15 protein-coding genes and 1 pseudogene are annotated in these 15464 nt (G+C 72.8%); 8 read left to right on the top strand and 8 right to left on the bottom strand.

The window, feature by feature from the left end; translation table 11 throughout:
* Nucleotides 1-204: 204 nt before the first annotated feature.
* Complete coding sequence (locus ACIRR8_RS24120; RefSeq protein WP_404068335.1) at nt 205-1521, top strand: type ISP restriction/modification enzyme; 1317 nt, start codon at nt 205-207, stop codon at nt 1519-1521.
* A gap of 46 nt (nt 1522-1567) precedes the next feature.
* Nucleotides 1568-2764, top strand: a complete 1197-nt coding sequence (locus ACIRR8_RS24125) for a CaiB/BaiF CoA transferase family protein (RefSeq protein WP_404068337.1) — start codon at nt 1568-1570, stop codon at nt 2762-2764.
* 79 nt (nt 2765-2843) lie between these two features.
* Here ACIRR8_RS24125 and ACIRR8_RS24130 read toward each other — a convergent pair whose 3' ends face one another.
* A complete protein-coding gene (locus ACIRR8_RS24130; RefSeq protein WP_026242095.1) occupies nt 2844-3107 on the bottom strand; it encodes a hypothetical protein in 264 nt (87 codons plus the stop codon).
* Nucleotides 3108-3349: 242 nt separating this feature from the next.
* Nucleotides 3350-4159, bottom strand: coding sequence for an SGNH/GDSL hydrolase family protein (locus tag ACIRR8_RS24135; RefSeq protein WP_404068340.1), 810 nt, complete (start codon nt 4157-4159; stop codon nt 3350-3352).
* A 187-nt stretch (nt 4160-4346) separates the two neighbouring features.
* On the opposite strand from ACIRR8_RS24135, the gene ACIRR8_RS24140 reads away from it, so the two are divergent.
* Nucleotides 4347-5441, top strand: a complete 1095-nt coding sequence (locus ACIRR8_RS24140; RefSeq protein ID WP_404068342.1) for a DUF5925 domain-containing protein — start codon at nt 4347-4349, stop codon at nt 5439-5441.
* A gap of 41 nt (nt 5442-5482) precedes the next feature.
* On the opposite strand, the gene ACIRR8_RS24145 is transcribed toward ACIRR8_RS24140, so the two are convergent.
* Nucleotides 5483-5857 (bottom strand): GntR family transcriptional regulator, encoded by a 375-nt coding sequence (locus ACIRR8_RS24145; RefSeq protein ID WP_404068344.1) that lies wholly within the window; start codon nt 5855-5857, stop codon nt 5483-5485.
* Between the two features lie 94 nt (nt 5858-5951).
* Between ACIRR8_RS24145 and ACIRR8_RS24150 the strand changes: the two genes are divergently transcribed.
* Both ACIRR8_RS24150 and ACIRR8_RS24155 read left to right on the top strand, forming a co-directional pair.
* Nucleotides 5952-6872 (top strand): GNAT family N-acetyltransferase, encoded by a 921-nt coding sequence (locus ACIRR8_RS24150; RefSeq protein ID WP_404068347.1) that lies wholly within the window; start codon nt 5952-5954, stop codon nt 6870-6872.
* Nucleotides 6853-7365: a DUF402 domain-containing protein gene (locus ACIRR8_RS24155; protein WP_404068350.1), complete on the top strand. Its 513-nt coding sequence runs from the start codon at nt 6853-6855 to the stop codon at nt 7363-7365. The genes ACIRR8_RS24150 and ACIRR8_RS24155 overlap by 20 nt, the downstream gene beginning before the upstream one ends.
* A gap of 36 nt (nt 7366-7401) precedes the next feature.
* On the opposite strand, the gene ACIRR8_RS24160 is transcribed toward ACIRR8_RS24155, so the two are convergent.
* Genes ACIRR8_RS24160 through ACIRR8_RS24175 form a run of 4 tightly spaced genes read right to left on the bottom strand, consistent with a single transcriptional unit; the run spans nt 7402 to nt 12057 of the window.
* Nucleotides 7402-8895: a trifunctional class I SAM-dependent methyltransferase/NUDIX hydrolase/VOC family protein gene (locus tag ACIRR8_RS24160; protein WP_404068352.1), complete on the bottom strand. Its 1494-nt coding sequence runs from the start codon at nt 8893-8895 to the stop codon at nt 7402-7404.
* Between the two features lie 13 nt (nt 8896-8908).
* The gene (locus ACIRR8_RS24165) at nt 8909-10441 is read right to left on the bottom strand and encodes a tripartite tricarboxylate transporter permease (RefSeq protein WP_404068355.1); all 1533 of its coding nucleotides are present in this window, start codon (nt 10439-10441) and stop codon (nt 8909-8911) included.
* 3 nt (nt 10442-10444) lie between these two features.
* Complete coding sequence (locus ACIRR8_RS24170) at nt 10445-11077, bottom strand: tripartite tricarboxylate transporter TctB family protein (RefSeq protein WP_404068358.1); 633 nt, start codon at nt 11075-11077, stop codon at nt 10445-10447.
* Complete coding sequence (locus tag ACIRR8_RS24175; RefSeq protein WP_404068361.1) at nt 11074-12057, bottom strand: Bug family tripartite tricarboxylate transporter substrate binding protein; 984 nt, start codon at nt 12055-12057, stop codon at nt 11074-11076. Before ACIRR8_RS24175 ends, ACIRR8_RS24170 begins: the two co-directional genes overlap by 4 nt.
* 148 nt (nt 12058-12205) lie before the next feature.
* Here ACIRR8_RS24175 and ACIRR8_RS24180 point away from each other — a divergent pair, with 148 nt between their 5' ends.
* From ACIRR8_RS24180 to ACIRR8_RS24190, 3 genes and pseudogenes are all read left to right on the top strand, one after another.
* A complete protein-coding gene (locus ACIRR8_RS24180; protein WP_404068585.1) occupies nt 12206-12859 on the top strand; it encodes a response regulator in 654 nt (217 codons plus the stop codon).
* A gap of 171 nt (nt 12860-13030) precedes the next feature.
* Nucleotides 13031-13192, top strand: a pseudogene (locus tag ACIRR8_RS24185) (GNAT family N-acetyltransferase); the annotation flags it as partial.
* Nucleotides 13193-13402: 210 nt separating this feature from the next.
* The gene (locus tag ACIRR8_RS24190) at nt 13403-14467 is read left to right on the top strand and encodes a lytic polysaccharide monooxygenase (protein ID WP_404068363.1); all 1065 of its coding nucleotides are present in this window, start codon (nt 13403-13405) and stop codon (nt 14465-14467) included.
* 89 nt (nt 14468-14556) lie between these two features.
* Here the strand turns inward: ACIRR8_RS24190 and ACIRR8_RS24195 are convergent, their stop codons facing one another.
* On the bottom strand, nt 14557-15447 hold the full coding sequence (locus ACIRR8_RS24195; protein WP_404068366.1) for an esterase/lipase family protein: 891 nt from the start codon (nt 15445-15447) through the stop codon (nt 14557-14559).
* Nucleotides 15448-15464 lie beyond the last annotated feature (17 nt).

Consider the following 15464-nt stretch of genomic DNA (forward strand, 5'->3'; position numbering starts at 1 on the left):
GGCGCCCGGGTTCTCGTTCGCGGGGCGGTGGCGCCCCACGTGGGCCGGGGCTACAACCGCCCCCCGCCGGGGCGGGGGGGGATGTTTCACGACAGGCCCTGGGACCGCCCCTACGGGGCGCCCGTCTCCGCCGTTACGATGCGAACGGGTCACGGCGGACAGGGCCGGCCGAGGCAAGGGCAGCGGACAGGGGAGGACGGCTCGGTGGCAGCGCGCGGGACGGCAGCGGCGACGGCGTCCGGATCGGGCGAGGACACGGCGTCCGTGGAGCTGGACGAGCTGATGCCGTGGTCGGTGCGGCCGCTGCGAACCGGCCGCACCTGGGTGAGCGGTCCCGATCCCGCCGCACTCCGGGCCCGTTGGGAGCGCCTCGCCGCCGCCGAAGGCGCCGAGCAGGAGCGGCTGTTCCGCCCGAGCCGCTCCCGTACGCCGCACACGCCGGTCGCCGCACTGCCCGGCCGGTCCACCAGCGGGAGCAGCGCCGGGACCACCACCGGCACCGGCCGCTTCGCCCGCGAACCGGGCGCCTGCCCCGACCCCGTACGGATCGCGCACGGCCCGTTCGACGAGCAGTGGCTGCTCCCCGACCACCGGCTGATCGACGCGGCCCGGCCGGAGCTGTGGCGGGTGGGCGACGAGCGGCAGCTCTTCGCGGTCGAGCACGGTCACGTGCCCCAGACCACCGCCGGGCCCGCCCTCTCCGTGACCCACCTGCTCCCCGACGGCCACTCCCCCGCCGGACGTCCGGGCCGGATCCGGCCGCTGTACCGGCGCCCCGGCGCCACCGACCCGAACCTGGCACCGGGCCTGCTGGACGTCCTGCGTGCGCGGCTGGGGCCGGAGGCGGCCGACCCCGAGTCCGTACTGGCCTGGATCCTCGCCGCCGCCCTGCCCTCCCCGTCCGGCTGCCGGGTCCCGCTGCCCGCCGACGCCGAGGTGTGGGCGGCCGGGGTGGAGCTCGGCCGGGAGCTGGTACGGCTGCACCTGCGCGGGGCCCGGGACGGCGAGCGGCCCCGGCTGCCGGGCGGGCGCAGGCCTTACGTGCGGGCGGCGCTTCCGGCCCGGCCCACCGGGATCGCGTACGACGCGGAGGACGAGGCGCTGGTCGTCGGCGACGGCCGGATCTCGCCGGTGCCCGCGGGGGCCTGGGAGTTCACGGTGAGCGGGGTACGGGTGGTGGAGCTCTGGTTCGGGCGCCGGGCGGCGGCCGCGGTGGGCGCGGTGCCCGAAGAGGCGTCCGGGGACGGGCCCGAGGGGGGCGGGCTGGACGCGGTCGGGGCGCGCGGGTGGATCCCGGAGTGGACCTCGGAGCTGCTGGAGCTCATCACCGTACTGGCCCTCCTGGACGGTCTGCGGCCCCGGCAGGCGGCGTTGCGGGCCCGGCTGGAGCAGGCACCGCTGATCTCCCGGGGCGAGCTGCGGGCGGCCGGCGTGCTGCCGGTCCCGGCCTCCGCACGGCGGCCCGCCTCGGTCCTCGGCCACCAGGAGGAGGGGCCGGAGGGGCAGTTCGCGCTGCTGTGAGGGCCGAAGGTGGCGAAAGGGCCGGTCGGCAGGGTAAGCACGGCCCATGAGCACTCAGCCCCTCCCCCTCGACGGCATCACCGTGGTGGCCGTCGAACAGGCCGTCGCCGCCCCCTTCGCCACCCGTCAGCTCGCCGACCTCGGGGCCAGGGTGATCAAGGTGGAGCGCCCGGACGGCGGTGACTTCGCGCGCGGCTACGACACGGCGGCCCGCGGACTCGCCTCGCACTTCGTCTGGTGCAACCGCGGCAAGAAGTCGCTCGCCGTCGACCTGAAGGACCCGCGCGGTCTGGCGGTGGTGCGTGAGCTCGTCGCCGGTGCCGATGTGTTCGTACAGAATCTGGCCCAGGGCGCGGCGGCCCGGCTCGGGCTGGACGCCGCCACGCTCTGCGCGGCGCACCCGCGGCTGGTGGCCGTGGACATCTCCGGGTACGGGGAGAGCGGACCGTACGCGCACAAGCGGGCCTACGACATGCTCGTGCAGTGCGAGGCGGGCCTGGTCTCGGTCACCGGGACCGCCGGGCAGCCGGTGAAGGCGGGCATCCCGGCGGCGGACATCGCGGCGGCCATGTACGCGTTCTCCGGGGTGCTGGCGGCGCTGCTGCGGCGCGGGACGACCGGTCGCGGCGGGCCGGTGCAGGTCTCCATGCTGGACGCGCTGGCCGAGTGGATGGGCCATCCGCTGCACCAGGGGATGCACGGGTCCGCCACTCCGCCTCGCACGGGCCTCGCGCACTCGGTGATCGCTCCGTACGACGCGTACGGCACGGCCGACGGTGAACAGGTGCTGCTCTCCGTGCAGAACGACCGGGAGTGGCGGCGTCTGGCCGAACAGGTGCTCGTACGGCCGGAGTTGGCCGACGATCCGGACTTCGCGACGAACACCGCGCGCACCGCCAACCGGAGGCGGACCGACGAGGTGGTGGGGCGGGCGCTGGCGCGGCTGACGGGTCAGGAGGCGCTGGACGCGCTGGACGCGGCGGGGATCGCGTGTGCCCGGCTGAACACGGTGGCCGGCGTGGCGGCGCACCCGCAGCTGGCGGCGCGGGACCGGTGGCGGGAAGTGGAGTCACCGGTGGGGCCGCTGCGGGCGCTGCTGCCGCCGATCACGCTGCCGGGCGGCCCGGAACCCTCGATGGGTGCCGTACCTGCGCTGGGTGAGCACACCGATGCGCTGCTGCGAGCCCTGGGGATGACGGACGAGCAGACATCGGCGCTGCGCCGGGACGGAGTGATCGCCTGAGCCACGCCGAACAGCGGGGCGCACGAACGGTAGGGCCGCCCCGAGCGGTGGGCCGGCCCCGTGGTCGACGTGGCGTCGGTCAGTGGCGGCTGCCGAAGAGCGAACGCCGCAGTCGCCGCAGCGGGGCGAAGAGCGACACACGGGCGCTCCTGCTCCGGCGGGTGTGCGCGGCGTCACGCGAGGTCAGCTCGCGCATCAGCAGCGTCGCTTCCGCCGACTCGCGCTGCGGGACGACAGGGCCGCCGAGCACCGCGAGATGGCGGTCGAGGCGCGTACTGGTCGCACCGCTTCCGCATGTGATGGCAGGCACCCGCGGCCTGCTCCGCACCGTTATCTGTTCCATGTCACTCCCCACCCGTACGAGGGCACCCGGTCCGGGCAGGTTAACCCTATCGCCCCACGGTGACACACGGGTATCCCGTCTGCGGGACGAGCACACCTATACGGAGGTTGACGACCAGTTACCGAATCCGCCCGATTCCCGGGCGACTTCGGACAGTTCGGATGGATTGTTCGACGGAGCGGGAGGTCCCGACGCCCGGGACCCTCCCGCCCGGCAAGCTGGTTCGCCGTTCAACTCACTTTTCAGGCAGCCGACTTGAAGACCGGCAGATATCCGCCCGACTGTCCGGCGGCGGTGGGGTGGTAGGACTCGCCGATGTTGAGCCAGTTCACGCTGTGCAACCAGGCGTTGCCCGAGCAGATCTCGTGTCCGGTGAAGGTCGTCCTGACGTCACCGAAGGTGAATCCGTGGTCGGCGGCGCGCTTGGCGGTGGCGGCGTTGAGGTGGTCGGAGGCGCCGTTGATGGCGGTGCGCTCCCGCTCGCTGAGGCCGGCCACACAGTTGCCGCTGAGCTGGTAGAAGCGGGGGTAGCCGAGCACGACGACGCGGGCGGAGGGGGCCTTGGCCTTGATGGCGGAGTAGACGGAGTCGAGCCGGGCGGGCAGGGTCGAGTCGACGTAGGCGCGGGCGGTGGCGATGCGGTTGAGGCAGGTGGCCTCGGACTGCAGGACACAGGTCGTCATGACGTCGGCGAAGCCCGCGTCGTTGCCGCCGATGGAGATCGAGACCAGGTCGGTGGAGGCGTTGAGCGGTCCGAGCTGACTGCTCGTGACGTCGTTGGTCCGGGCGCCGGAGCAGGCGGTGAAGGCGAAGCTGGAGGGGGAGTTGGCGTTGGCCCAGAGCCGGGGGAAGGCGCGGGTGCTGCGCTTGCAGTCGCCGCTGGCGCTCTCGTAGCTGCCGGCGCCGACGCCGGAGGAGTACGAGTCGCCGAGGGCCACGTAGTCGACGGCTTGGGCGGAGGAGTCGGCGTTGGCGATCCCCGCACCGGTCAGGGCGAGGGCGGCACCGAGCAGGAGCGAGGACGAGAACGCCACGAGTCTGGACATTTTCATGGGGGACTCCTTGAGCAGGGGTAACTGCGTTACTCCGTAGTAGCAGCGCACCCGGCTTGCCGGAAGTGTTCATGCCAAAAATAGGTGACGAGTGCTTCCGTCCGCCGTCCGGAGTTCAACGCGCGCGCCTTGACGCGCCGGTGAAACCTGAGTGCGTGGGGTGGCGCCGTGCCGGATCATGGGCGCCATGTCTGCCAACCCCGAGTCCGCTCTGCCGATCCGGCTCACCGTCGACGACAGCGACTCCCCGTCCGACGTCGTCGACGCGCTCTTCCTCGGCCGCTTCGCGACGGGCGAGCAGCCGTATTCCCACAGCTCCTCCCTCGACCGGGTCAAGGCCGGAGCGACCCTGCTGCCGCCGCACGCCTCGGTGCTGAGGTCCGCCCGCGACGACGACCGCAGCGCCACGCTGGCCGAGGGCGACGGCTGGACCCTGCTGATCTCGCGGTGGAGCCGGGGCGCGGACGTCACGGTCACCGCGACCACCGCCGAGCTGGCGGAGAAGGTCCTCGGGCAGGCGACCGACGGTGCGCGGGACGAGCCGGAGCCGCAGCCGGACAACGTGACCATGGGCTTCTGGTACGTCTCGCCGCGCCGCGGCCCGTACCGCACCACCCGGCAGATCGCCGCCGGAAGCTGGGACGAGGTCCGGCCCAACTACACCGCGCCGGTGGCCGATGCCATGGACCGGCTGATGAAGGTGACCCCGGACGACATCGCGGGCCGGCTGCTCCTGCTGCACGGGCCGCCCGGCACCGGCAAGACCTCCGCGCTGCGCACGCTGGCCCGGTCCTGGCGCGACTGGTGCCAGGTCGACTGCGTACTCGACCCGGAGCGGCTCTTCAACGACGTCGGCTATCTGATGGACATCGCGATCGGCGAGGACGACGGCACGGCGAAGGGCCGGTGGCGGCTGCTGCTCCTGGAGGACTGCGACGAGCTGATCCGCGGCGAGGCCAAGCACACCGCGGGCCAGGCGCTGTCCCGGCTGCTGAACCTGACGGACGGTCTGCTCGGCCAGGGCCGGAACGTGCTGGTGGGCGTCACCACCAACGAGGACCTGGAGCGGCTGCACCCGGCGGTCGTCCGGCCGGGCCGCTGCCTGGCCCGGATCGAGGTGGGCCCGCTGACCCGCTCGGAGTCGGTGGCCTGGCTGGGCACGGAGGAGGGCGTGGGCAGGGAGGGCAGCTCGCTCGCGGAGCTGTACGCGCTGCGCCGGGGTATCGGCCCCGCGTCGGTGCCGAAGCAGGACGCGGGGGCGGACGCGGGGCTGTATTTGTAGGCGGTACGCGATCGCAGCCGGTACGGGGACGGGCGGCGGGCTCAGTCCCCGTACGCCACCCGCACCGCGTCCTTGGCCAGGGCCAGGGCCTGTTGCCGGGTGAGGCCGAGTCGCTCGGCGGTCTCGGCGTACAGCTGTGCGGCGGTCGCCGCCTTCTGCTCGGCCGCGTCTCCGGCGGCGGCGACGAAGGTCCCGTTCCGGCCGCGGGTCTCGATCACGCCGTCGGCCTCCAGCGCGCGGTAGGCCTTGGCCACGGTGTTGGCGGCGAGGCCCAGCTCCTCGGCGAAGCCGCGTACGGTCGGGAGCCGGTGGCCGACGGGCAGCGCGCCGGAACGGGCCAGTTCGGAGAGCTGGGTACGCAGTTGCTCGTACGGGGCGATGCCGGAGTCCGGGTCCAGGACGATCTTCTCAGTCACCCGCCGATTCTCCCTCACGGGCGGTCTCAGGGGCGGTCTCACAGCGGGAAAAAGGGGAGGCGGTCGCGGCGCGGTCGCGCGTAACCTCCGCCGCATGACAGTCATCGTGCGCGACTTCCGGCCATCCGACGCGGAGGCGTGGACCCGCGTCCGGCGCGCGGCCGTCCCCTATCTGGTGTCCACCCCCGAGCAGATCACCCACGATCTGGCGCACGCCCATCCGGACCGGCACTACCGGCTGCTGGTGGCGGAGCGGGACGGCGAGATCATCGGCACCGCGCAGGCCGGTATCGCCCACGACAGTCCGGAGCCGGGTCAGGGCTTCTGCACCCCGCACGTCCTCCCCGGCCACACCGGCCACGGGGCGGGCTCTCTGCTGCTGAGCACGGCGGAGGAGCATCTGGCGCAGGCGGGGGCCACGGTCGTGCACGCCTGGGTGCTGGAGACGCCGGAGAGCCTGGAGTTCGCGCGCGGCCGGGGCTACCGGCCGGGCCGCTCCGCGCACTTCCAGCACCTGGACCTGGTGAACGGAGTGCTGCCGCCGCTTCCGGAGGTCACGGCGGGCGTCGAGCTGAGGCGGGGTTCCGACTTCGCCGACGATCCGCGGCCGCTCTTCGACGCGGACGCCCAGGTGACCCTGGACGAGCCGAGCGACATCCCCACCGAGCTGGACGACTACGAGGACTGGCTGGCGACCGTCTGGCGCCACCCGACCTTCGACGCCGCCCTGACCACGGTGGTCCTGGTGGACGGTCAGGTGGCGGCGTTCAGCGCGGCCGGCACCGACGGGCACCGGACGTACTCCAGCAACATGACCGGCACGCTGCGGGCCTTCCGGGGCCGGGGCCTGGCCCAGCTGGCGAAGAACGACTCGCTGCACCGGGCGCGGGCGGCCGGATACACGGACGCCTACACCGCCAACGACACGGGCAACGACCCGATGCTCGCCATCAACAAGTGGTTCGGCTACACGGTCCGCGCCACGGAGGTCCGCCATGCCCGCACTCTCGGCTGAGTCCCGTGCGCCCCGGTCCAGGGGCGTGGTCGTGGCCCTGACCAAGGCCGGCCGCACGAAGATCAGGTATCCGGCGGAGCTGGTCCGCGACGACGGCATCCGGGTCACGGTCCGGGCGCCGTGGGCCGCGCCGGGAGTCCGGGACTTCGGCTTCGTACGGTTCGAGCCGGGCGATGTCCTCACCGAGCACTACTGGCGGGACCGGTGGTTCGCGGTGAAGGAGGTCCGCACCGGTGACGGCGGGCTGAAGGGCTGGTACTGCGACATCACCCGGCCCGCCGTCCTGGCCGACGGGGTGCTGGCGGTCGAGGACCTGGACCTGGACCTGTGGGTCTCGGCGGACGGCTCCTCCGTACTGCGACTGGACGAGGACGAGTTCGAGGCGAGCGGCCTGGCCGCACGCGACCCCGGGGCGGCCGGGTCGGCGGCCGCGGCCTTGGACGAGCTGGAGGAGCTGGCCCGGCGCGAGGGTCTGGCGGGCCTGCTGGCCTGACGCACGCCTCACCGCTTCAGGGCCAGGGCTCGGGTTTCAGGGCCGCGGCTCCGACGTCACGACCAACTCCACCTCGTATCCCGCCTCGTCCTCCAGATGGGCGGCGCAGTGGCCGCCACCCCCGGCGTACGGGTGGCGCTCGGGGTGCAGCAACCGCCAGCCGTACGACGGCGCCTCGGCCGTCAGGGCGTCCAGCGTGGCCCGGTCCGCGACGTGGAACGCCAGGTGGTGGAGGCCGGGGCGGCGGCGGTCGTGGTGGTCGGCGGAGAGGTCGGGCGACGCCTCCACGACCACGTGACTCTCGCCGCGCCGCCAGCTGCGGCCGCTCGCCCAGCGCTGGTACGGGAGATGGCCGAGCCGGGTCAGCAGCCAGCCCCACCGGCGCTCCGCGCCCGCGAGGTCGGGCACCCACAGCTCGATGTGGTGCACCCGGCCGGTCCGCTCGGCGGCGGGCGGGAGTGCCACGGCCCGGCGGGGGCCGTCCGGCCGGTGGGCGATCGGGTCGCCGTCCTCGTGCCAGTGGATCATGAAGTGCTCGCCCGCCCGGTAACCGTCCAGGCCCGCACGGCAGTACGCGACCATGTCGTCCGGCAGGGCGTCCAGCGGAAACCAGTCCAGCTCGGAGCACTTCTCCGGCTCCGCGTTGCGCGGCGGGTGCTCCGCGTCGTACTCCGCGACGAAGAACCAGCCCATCCGCGCCCCGCCGCCGGGTCCCCGGTGCTGCATCACGAGCGCGACCCGCACCTCGTCGGGATCCAGGACGACACCGATCTCCTCCGCGGCCTCCCGGATCACCGCCTCGCGGACGTCCTCCCCGTCCTCCGCGTGGCCGGAGGGCGTGTGCAGCAGCCCGTCCGCGTAGCCCGTGCCGGCGCGGCGGGCGAGCAGGACGTCCGGGCCCCGGCGCAGGATCAGGTGGACGTCGACGACCTCCGTGTGCCGGTGAGGCGGCTCGGCGCGGGCCACCAGGGCGTATCGCTCGTCGTCGACCTCCTTGCCCCACAGCCGCGCGTCACCGGCCAGGTCCTCGTGGTGGACGCGCTCGGTGTGCGGGGCGAGCAGGGCCGTGATCCGCTCGGCGGAGAGCCCGACACCGCCCCACACGCCTTCGATCAGGACCAGCCGCCCGCCCGGCTTCAGCAGCCCGAACCAGTGGGCCAGGGCGGCCGCCGGGTCGGGCAGCAGCCAGACGACGTGCCGGGCCAGGATCACGTCGAACGCCCGCTCCCCCACCGGCGGCAGGCCCGCGTCCCCGACCAGGACCTCGGCGCCGGTCCCGGCGAGCTTGGCGCGGGCCAGCTCGGCCATCCGCGGCGAGCGGTCCACGGCGGTGACGCGGTGCCCCTGGCCGGCGGCGAGCAGGGAGAGGCTCCCCGTACCGCATCCCAGATCCAGCACGTCACCGCGGGTGGCGGGCAGCCAGCTCTCCAGCCGCCCGGCCCACGCGTCACGCACGGCCGGGTCGAGAAGCCCGTGGTCGGGCTCCTCGTCGAAGGATCCGGCCGCCGCGTCCCAGTCGATCGTCGTCATGCCATCGATACTCTCAGCCACCACTGACAGTGCCGGTTTCCTCCTTCTCCTTGCAGCCGTTCCGCCGCCGCACGACGGTCAGCCGGTACACCAGCGGCCAGGCGAGGATCAGCGCCACGATCGCGTAGACGGTGACGGAGAACGGGGTGTTGACGAGTCCGGACACGCCGCCGTCGCTGATCTGGAGCGCGCGGCGCAGCTGCTGCTCGGCGGCCGGGCCGAGGATGACGCCGATGACGGCGGGGAGCACCGGCAGTCCGTACCGCCGCATCCCGAGCCCGAGCAGGCCGATGACCAGAAGGATCACCAGGTCCAGGGACTCTCCGCCGACCGCGTACGCGCCGACGGCGGCGAAGAAGAGGATGCCCGCGTAGAGGTAGGGGCGCGGGATGCGCAGGAGCTTGGCCCAGACGGGGGCGAGGGGCAGGTTGAGGGTGAGCAGCAGCACCATGCCGACGAAGAGCGAGGCGATGAGGCCCCAGACCAGCTCGGGTTCGCGTTCGAACAGCAGGGGCCCGGGCTGGATCCCGTACTGCTGGAAGGCGGCGAGCATCACGGCCGCGACGGCGGTGGTGGGCAGGCCGAGGGTGAGCATGGAGACGAGCGTTCCGGCGGCGGAGGCGGAGGCCGCCGACTCCGGTCCCGCGACGCCTTCGATGGCCCCTTTGCCGAACTGGCCGCGGTGCTTGGAGAGCCGCTTCTCGGCGACGTAACTGAGGAAGGTGGGGATCTCCGCGCCGCCCGCCGGTATCGCCCCGAACGGGAAGCCGATGAGCGGGCCGCGCAGCCAGGGCTTCCAGGTGCGGCGGAGGTCGTCCCGGCCGAGCCAGGGGCGGCCGACGGGGATCGCCTCGCCGGTGGAGCGGCGCAGGTGGGCGGCTACCCAGAGGGCCTCGCCGATGGCGAAGAGGCCGACCGCGACGATCACCACGTCGACCCCGTCGGCGAGTTGGAGCGAGCCGAAGGTGAGGCGCTGCTGTCCGGTCATCTGGTCCAGGCCGACCAGTCCGATGGTCAGACCGATGAGCAGGGAGGCCAGTCCCCGGATGCGGGAGGCGCCGAGGACGGAGGTGACGGCGATGAAGGCCAGCACCATGATCGCGAAGTAGTCGGGCGCTCCGATGCCGATGGCGAGCGAGGCGACCGTCGGAGCGAGGACGACCAGCAGGATCGTGCCGATCATGCCGCCCGCGAAGTGGCCGATGGCAGCGGCGGCCAGCGCCTGCGCGCCGCGTCCGGCCTTCGCCATCGGGTTGCCCTCGATCGCGGCGACCACGGCGGCGCTCTCACCGGGGGTGTTGAGGAGGATCGAGGTGGTGGAGCCGCCGAACATCGCGCCGTAGTAGATCCCGGCGAACATGATGAACGCGCCGGTCGGGTCGAGTCCGTACGTCACCGGGAGCAGCAGCGCCACCGCCATGGCGGGCCCGATGCCGGGCAGCACGCCGATCGCGGTGCCGAGCAGGACGCCGAGGGCGGCCCAGAGCAGGTTGGCCGGCGTGAGCGCCGTACCGAACCCGTCGATGAGGGAGTTGAGGGAGTCCATCGGTCAGATCACCCCCATCAGCGGGCCGCCCGGGAGGGGGACGCCGAGCAGGTGGTCGAAGAGGAAGTAGGTGGCGAGGGAGAGGACGGCGGCGATGAGCGGATCGCGGTCGAGGTGGCGGCTGCCGAGCGCGTAGGCGGAGCCCCAGAAGAGGAGCGCTCCGGCTACGGGGAAGCCGAGGGGGCCGATGAGGACAGCGGTGGCGAGGAAGACGCCGCTCAGGAGGAGGACGGTGCGCCAGTCGGCGGGTTCGTCCAGATCGACGTCCTCGCCGCCTTCGGCCTCGCCGCGCCCGCCGCGCAGGACGTCGACGGCGAGGAGGACGGCGACCAGGAGGAGCGCCGAGCCGACGACGAAGGGGACGGTACGGGGGCCGATGGGGCCGCGCTGGGCGATGTCGACGCTCATGGTGAGGGCGTCGGTGAGGACGAGGGTGCCGATGGCGAGGAGGAGGACGCAGACGCCGAGTTCGGAGTGGTCGCGCAGCCAGGAGCGGGTGGTGGTGTCCCGCTTCGGGGCGGGCTCCTGGGTGAGGCCGCTGGGCTCGGCCGGCCCCGTGGGCCTGCTGGGCTCGGCCGGCCCCGTGGGCCTGGTGGGCTCGGCCGGCCCCGTGGGCCCTGTCGGTTCGGTGGTCACAGCCCCAGCTCCTTCAGCACGGTGGCGACGCGCCGGTCCTGTTCGGCGAGGAAGGCGCCGAAGGGCTCACCGGCGAGGAAGGCGTCGTCCCAGCCGTTCTTCTCCCTCGACTCCTTCCACTCCTTCGACGCGTGCAGTTCGGTGACCAGGCCGATGAGCTTGGTGCGTTCGGCGTCGGAGAGGCCGGGCGGGGCGACGATGCCGCGCCAGTTGGTGAACTCGGTGTCGAGTCCGGCCTCACGCAGGGTGGGCGCGTCCATGCCGGGGACCCGCTTCGGGCCGGTGACGGCGAGCAGCCGCAGCTCGCCCGCCTCGATCTGGTCGCGGTACTCGCCGAGGCCGGAGACGCCGAAGCCGACCTTGTTGCCGAGGACGGAGGCCAGCAGCTCGCCGCCGCCGTCGAACGGGACGTAGTTGACCGCTTTCGGGGCGATCCCGGCGGCCTGCGCCATGAGCATGGGGGCGAGGTGGTCGGGCCCGCCGGGCGAGGAGCCACCGCCGACCGGCACGGCGGCCGGGTTCTTCTTCCAGGCGGCGAGAAGCTCACCGATGGTGCGGTACGGGGAGTCCTTACCGACGACGACGATGTCCGGCTCCTCGGTGAGCCGGGCGATGGGGGTGGTGTCGGCGAGGGTGCTCGGGGAGTTGTTGGTGTGGACGGCGCCGACGACACCGAGGCCCATGGAGAGGGCGAGCTTGCCGTTGCCGTGTTCGCCGACGAGCCGGGTGAGGCCGACCGTGCCGCCCGCGCCGGGGAGGTTGAACACCTCAATGTTGTGGGTGAGTCCGGCGTCCTCGGCGTTCTTGGCCATGGTGCGGGCGGTGATGTCGTAGCCGCCGCCGGGGGTGTTGGGGACCATGAAGCGGAGCCCGGGGATCTGGGTGCCGGTGTCGGAGCCGTCGCCGGTGGCGAGCAGGGGTGGCCCCACCAGCACGAGCAGTGCGGCTCCGAGCAGGGCGATGGGGGTGCGCAGTCGCACGGGTTCCACCTTTCGCTGTGAAGTGGCCCACATGTTGCCCGCGCGTTAAGAACCTGTCTCTCTTCCGGAATCAACGGACGTTGTGGTCGTTGCGGTCGCGGCTTAGCGTGGCGGCGTGACAACGGTGCTGGTGGTGGACGACGACTTCATGGTCGCGAAACTGCACAGCCGCTATGTGTCCGCAATGGACGGTTTCACGGTGGCCGGGGTGGCACACAACGGTGCCGAGGCCTTGCGGGCGGCCGAGCGGCTGCGCCCCGACCTGGTGCTGCTGGACATCTACTTGCCGGACATGGACGGGATCGACGTCCTGCGGGCCCTGCGCGCGGCGGAGGAGCGGGACACCTCACGCCCCAGCACGGACGCCCTGTTCATCACGGCGGCGAGGGACGCGGGCGTGATCCGGGCGGCGCTGCGGGCCGGGGCCCTGCACTACCTGATCAAGCCGTTCAGCCGGCCCGCCCTCCAGGAGCAACTGCGCCACGTGGCCGCGCTCCGCACCCGCCTGGACGAACTGGGCGAGGCGCGCCAGGAGGACGTGGACCAGATCTTCGGCACCCGCCCACCCGGCTCCCGCGAACTCCCCAAGGGCCTGGCCGCCCCCACGGCGGACCTGGTCGAACGCACCCTGCGCGCCCGCCCGGAGGGCCTGTCCGCCTCGGAGTGCGCGGAGGCGGGCGCCCTGTCCCGGGTGAGCGCACGGCGGTACCTGGAACACTTCGTGGGTACGGGGCGGGCGGAGGTGACGCTGCGCTACGGGGGGACGGGGCGGCCGGAGCGGCGGTACCGGTGGATCGGGTGAACTCCCAGGCCCTCGCACGCCGTTGACCTGCGCCACCGGCGTGAGCCCGTACACCCGCGCTCAAGGCGCACCACCGGCAGACGACAGCAGCGGCGGCCGGGTTCGCGGGCCGGTAAAACAGCTTTGAGCCCCGTGTGATCAGGGTGGAAGCCGACTCACCGGAGGTCCTGACTGGCCGTGGAGGAAAACAATACCCGGGCGCGTGCGCTGTACGAGCGGCTGGACTATACCGCGTACGACCGCCGTCCGGACTCCTGGCGCGCGCAAGCCCCTGACGGGTCGTTGCACCGCCACGAAACGATGTGCACGTGGATGCGGAAGGAGCTCCCGTAGGTTCCGTCCGGGCGCCCGCGTCCTCTGCCAGCTCCTGAGCAGCCCTCCACCTCAGCGCCTTCTTAGCCTCTCCTTAAAGCGGCCATAAGGATCTCCTCCACCCCGTCCCAGCAGGCTTTTTGGCCTTTCCGAGCGGCTAGCTTGCTGATCGCCGGGACGGATCGAAGACCTGGCGCCCCACCGTTGTGCCGCTTTGAAGGAGAACCCTCCATGACCGCTCGTCGCAAGGCCGCCGGAATCCTCACCCTCGGCTTCGCACCGTTCGCGCTGGCCGGGCTGACCGCCACTCCGGCGCTGGCCCACGGTTCGCTCACCGACCCGGTGAGCCGGGTGTCCGCGTGCTTCGCGGAGGGGCCGGAGAGCCCGGTGTCGGCGGCGTGCAAGGCGGCGGTCGCGGCCGGCGGGACGCAGGCGCTGTACGACTGGAACGGCGTGAACATCGCCAACGCGGCCGGCAAGCACCGTGAGCTGATCCCGGACGGCAAGCTGTGCAGTGCGGCCAACGACAAGTTCAAGGGGCTCGACCTGCCGCGCGCCGACTGGCCGGCCTCGCCCGTGAAGGCGGGCAAGCACACCTTCAAGTTCCGGGCCACTGCCCCGCACAAGGGCTCCTTCGAGCTGTACCTCACCAAGCCGGGCTACGACCCGACGAAGCCGCTGGCCTGGTCGGACCTGGAGGCGAAGCCCTTCGCCCAGGCCACCGACCCGGCGCTGGTGGACGGTTCGTACGTTTTCGACGGGACCGTCCCGGACGCGACGGGGCGGCAGCTGATCTACACGGTGTGGCAGCGCTCCGACTCCCCCGAGGCCTTCTACGCCTGCTCCGACGTGGTCTTCGGCGGCGGGTCGGGCGGTGCCGGTGGTGGCTATGCGCCGGAGGAAAAGCCTGCGGGTGAGGCGCCGAAGCCGCAGGAGAGTGCTCCCGCGCCCGCCCCCTCCGCCCCCTCCGAGGACGCCATCACCGAAGGCGCCGAGAAGTCCTCCGTCGAGCACAACGGGCACGGTGACGACGACGCGAACACCGGAGCCAAGGTCAACGCCGCCGCTCCGGCCGCCGAGCCTGAGGCTGAGGCTGCGCCCAAGACCGCCGGCGAGGGCAACGCGCCGCAGGCCAATGCCGCCGGGCAGGAGGACGTGCTCGCCGAGACCGGTGGGTCGAGCAGCAGCACGTATCTCGCGATGGGCGGGGCCGCCGTACTCGCCGTCGGCGCCGCCGTGTTGTTCTCCTCGCAGCGCCGCCGGGCCACCGCCTCCACCGGTCGCCACAGCCGCTGACCCACGCCGTACGGCATGAACACGGGCCGAGGTCGTTGTCCGCCCCCACCGGACAGCGACCTCGGCCCGTGCGCTTCGCACGCCGCGCGTCAGCCGATGACCGAGGAGCAGGTGGTCGGGGTCGCGCGCGCCGGGTCAAGGGCGTTCGCCACCTCGTGGAAGGCGATCCGGGCGATGGTCCCGATCGCCACGTGCTCGGACAGGTCCAGCGGGCACAGGTCCTGGAGCAGGACGTTGCGTACGTTCGGTCCGTCCAGGTACTGCGTGCGGTACGGGGTCACCACCTGGTCGTACTTGGTGGCGATGACGGTGTAGCGGACGCCGGGTACGGTGTCGCCGCCCGCCGTGAGCTTGGTGATGAAGGGCGAGCCGACGACCTGGTCGGCGAGGCCGGGGGTCTTGTCGTTGATGAACTTCTCGACGCCGGGGAAGTACGGCAGCAGCTTGGTGAGGCCGAGCAGGGTGGTGCCGTGGTTGCTCGGGGCGAGGCCGATCAGGGCGTTGACCTTGGCGGCGCCGCCCAGGAACTTCAGGTAGTAGTTCGGCATCATGCCGCCCTGGGAGTGGCCGACGATGTCGGCCTTCGGCGCTCCGGTGGAGGCGAGCACCTTGTCGACGAAGACGTCGAGCTGTTCGGCGGACTTGTCGACGGGGCCGAGGCCGTGGAAGAACGGCACGCCAGGGAGCTGGCCGTAGTCGAGGGAGAAGACGCAGTAGCCCCGGTTGACCAGGTAGGGGGCGAGGACCAGCCAGTTGTCGATCGAGTTCCCGAAGGTTCCGTGGACCAGGACGACGGGGCGGGGGTGGGCGGCGGAGGGCTTGCAGGAGTAGTCGTTCCAGCCACGTGAGGTGGCCGCCGCGGCGCTGGGGGCCGCCGTCGCTGTCGCCGTGGGGGCGACGAGAAGGGTGACGGCCAGGAGGAAGGCGGCGAAAACGCTGCGCGTGCGGGGAACGCGCGCAGCACGGAACCAGGGCAGCATCGTGTGGTCTCCTTGCG

The sequence above is a fragment of the Streptomyces sp. NPDC101178 genome (genome assembly GCF_044767965.1).
Lineage (GTDB): Bacteria > Actinomycetota > Actinomycetes > Streptomycetales > Streptomycetaceae > Streptomyces.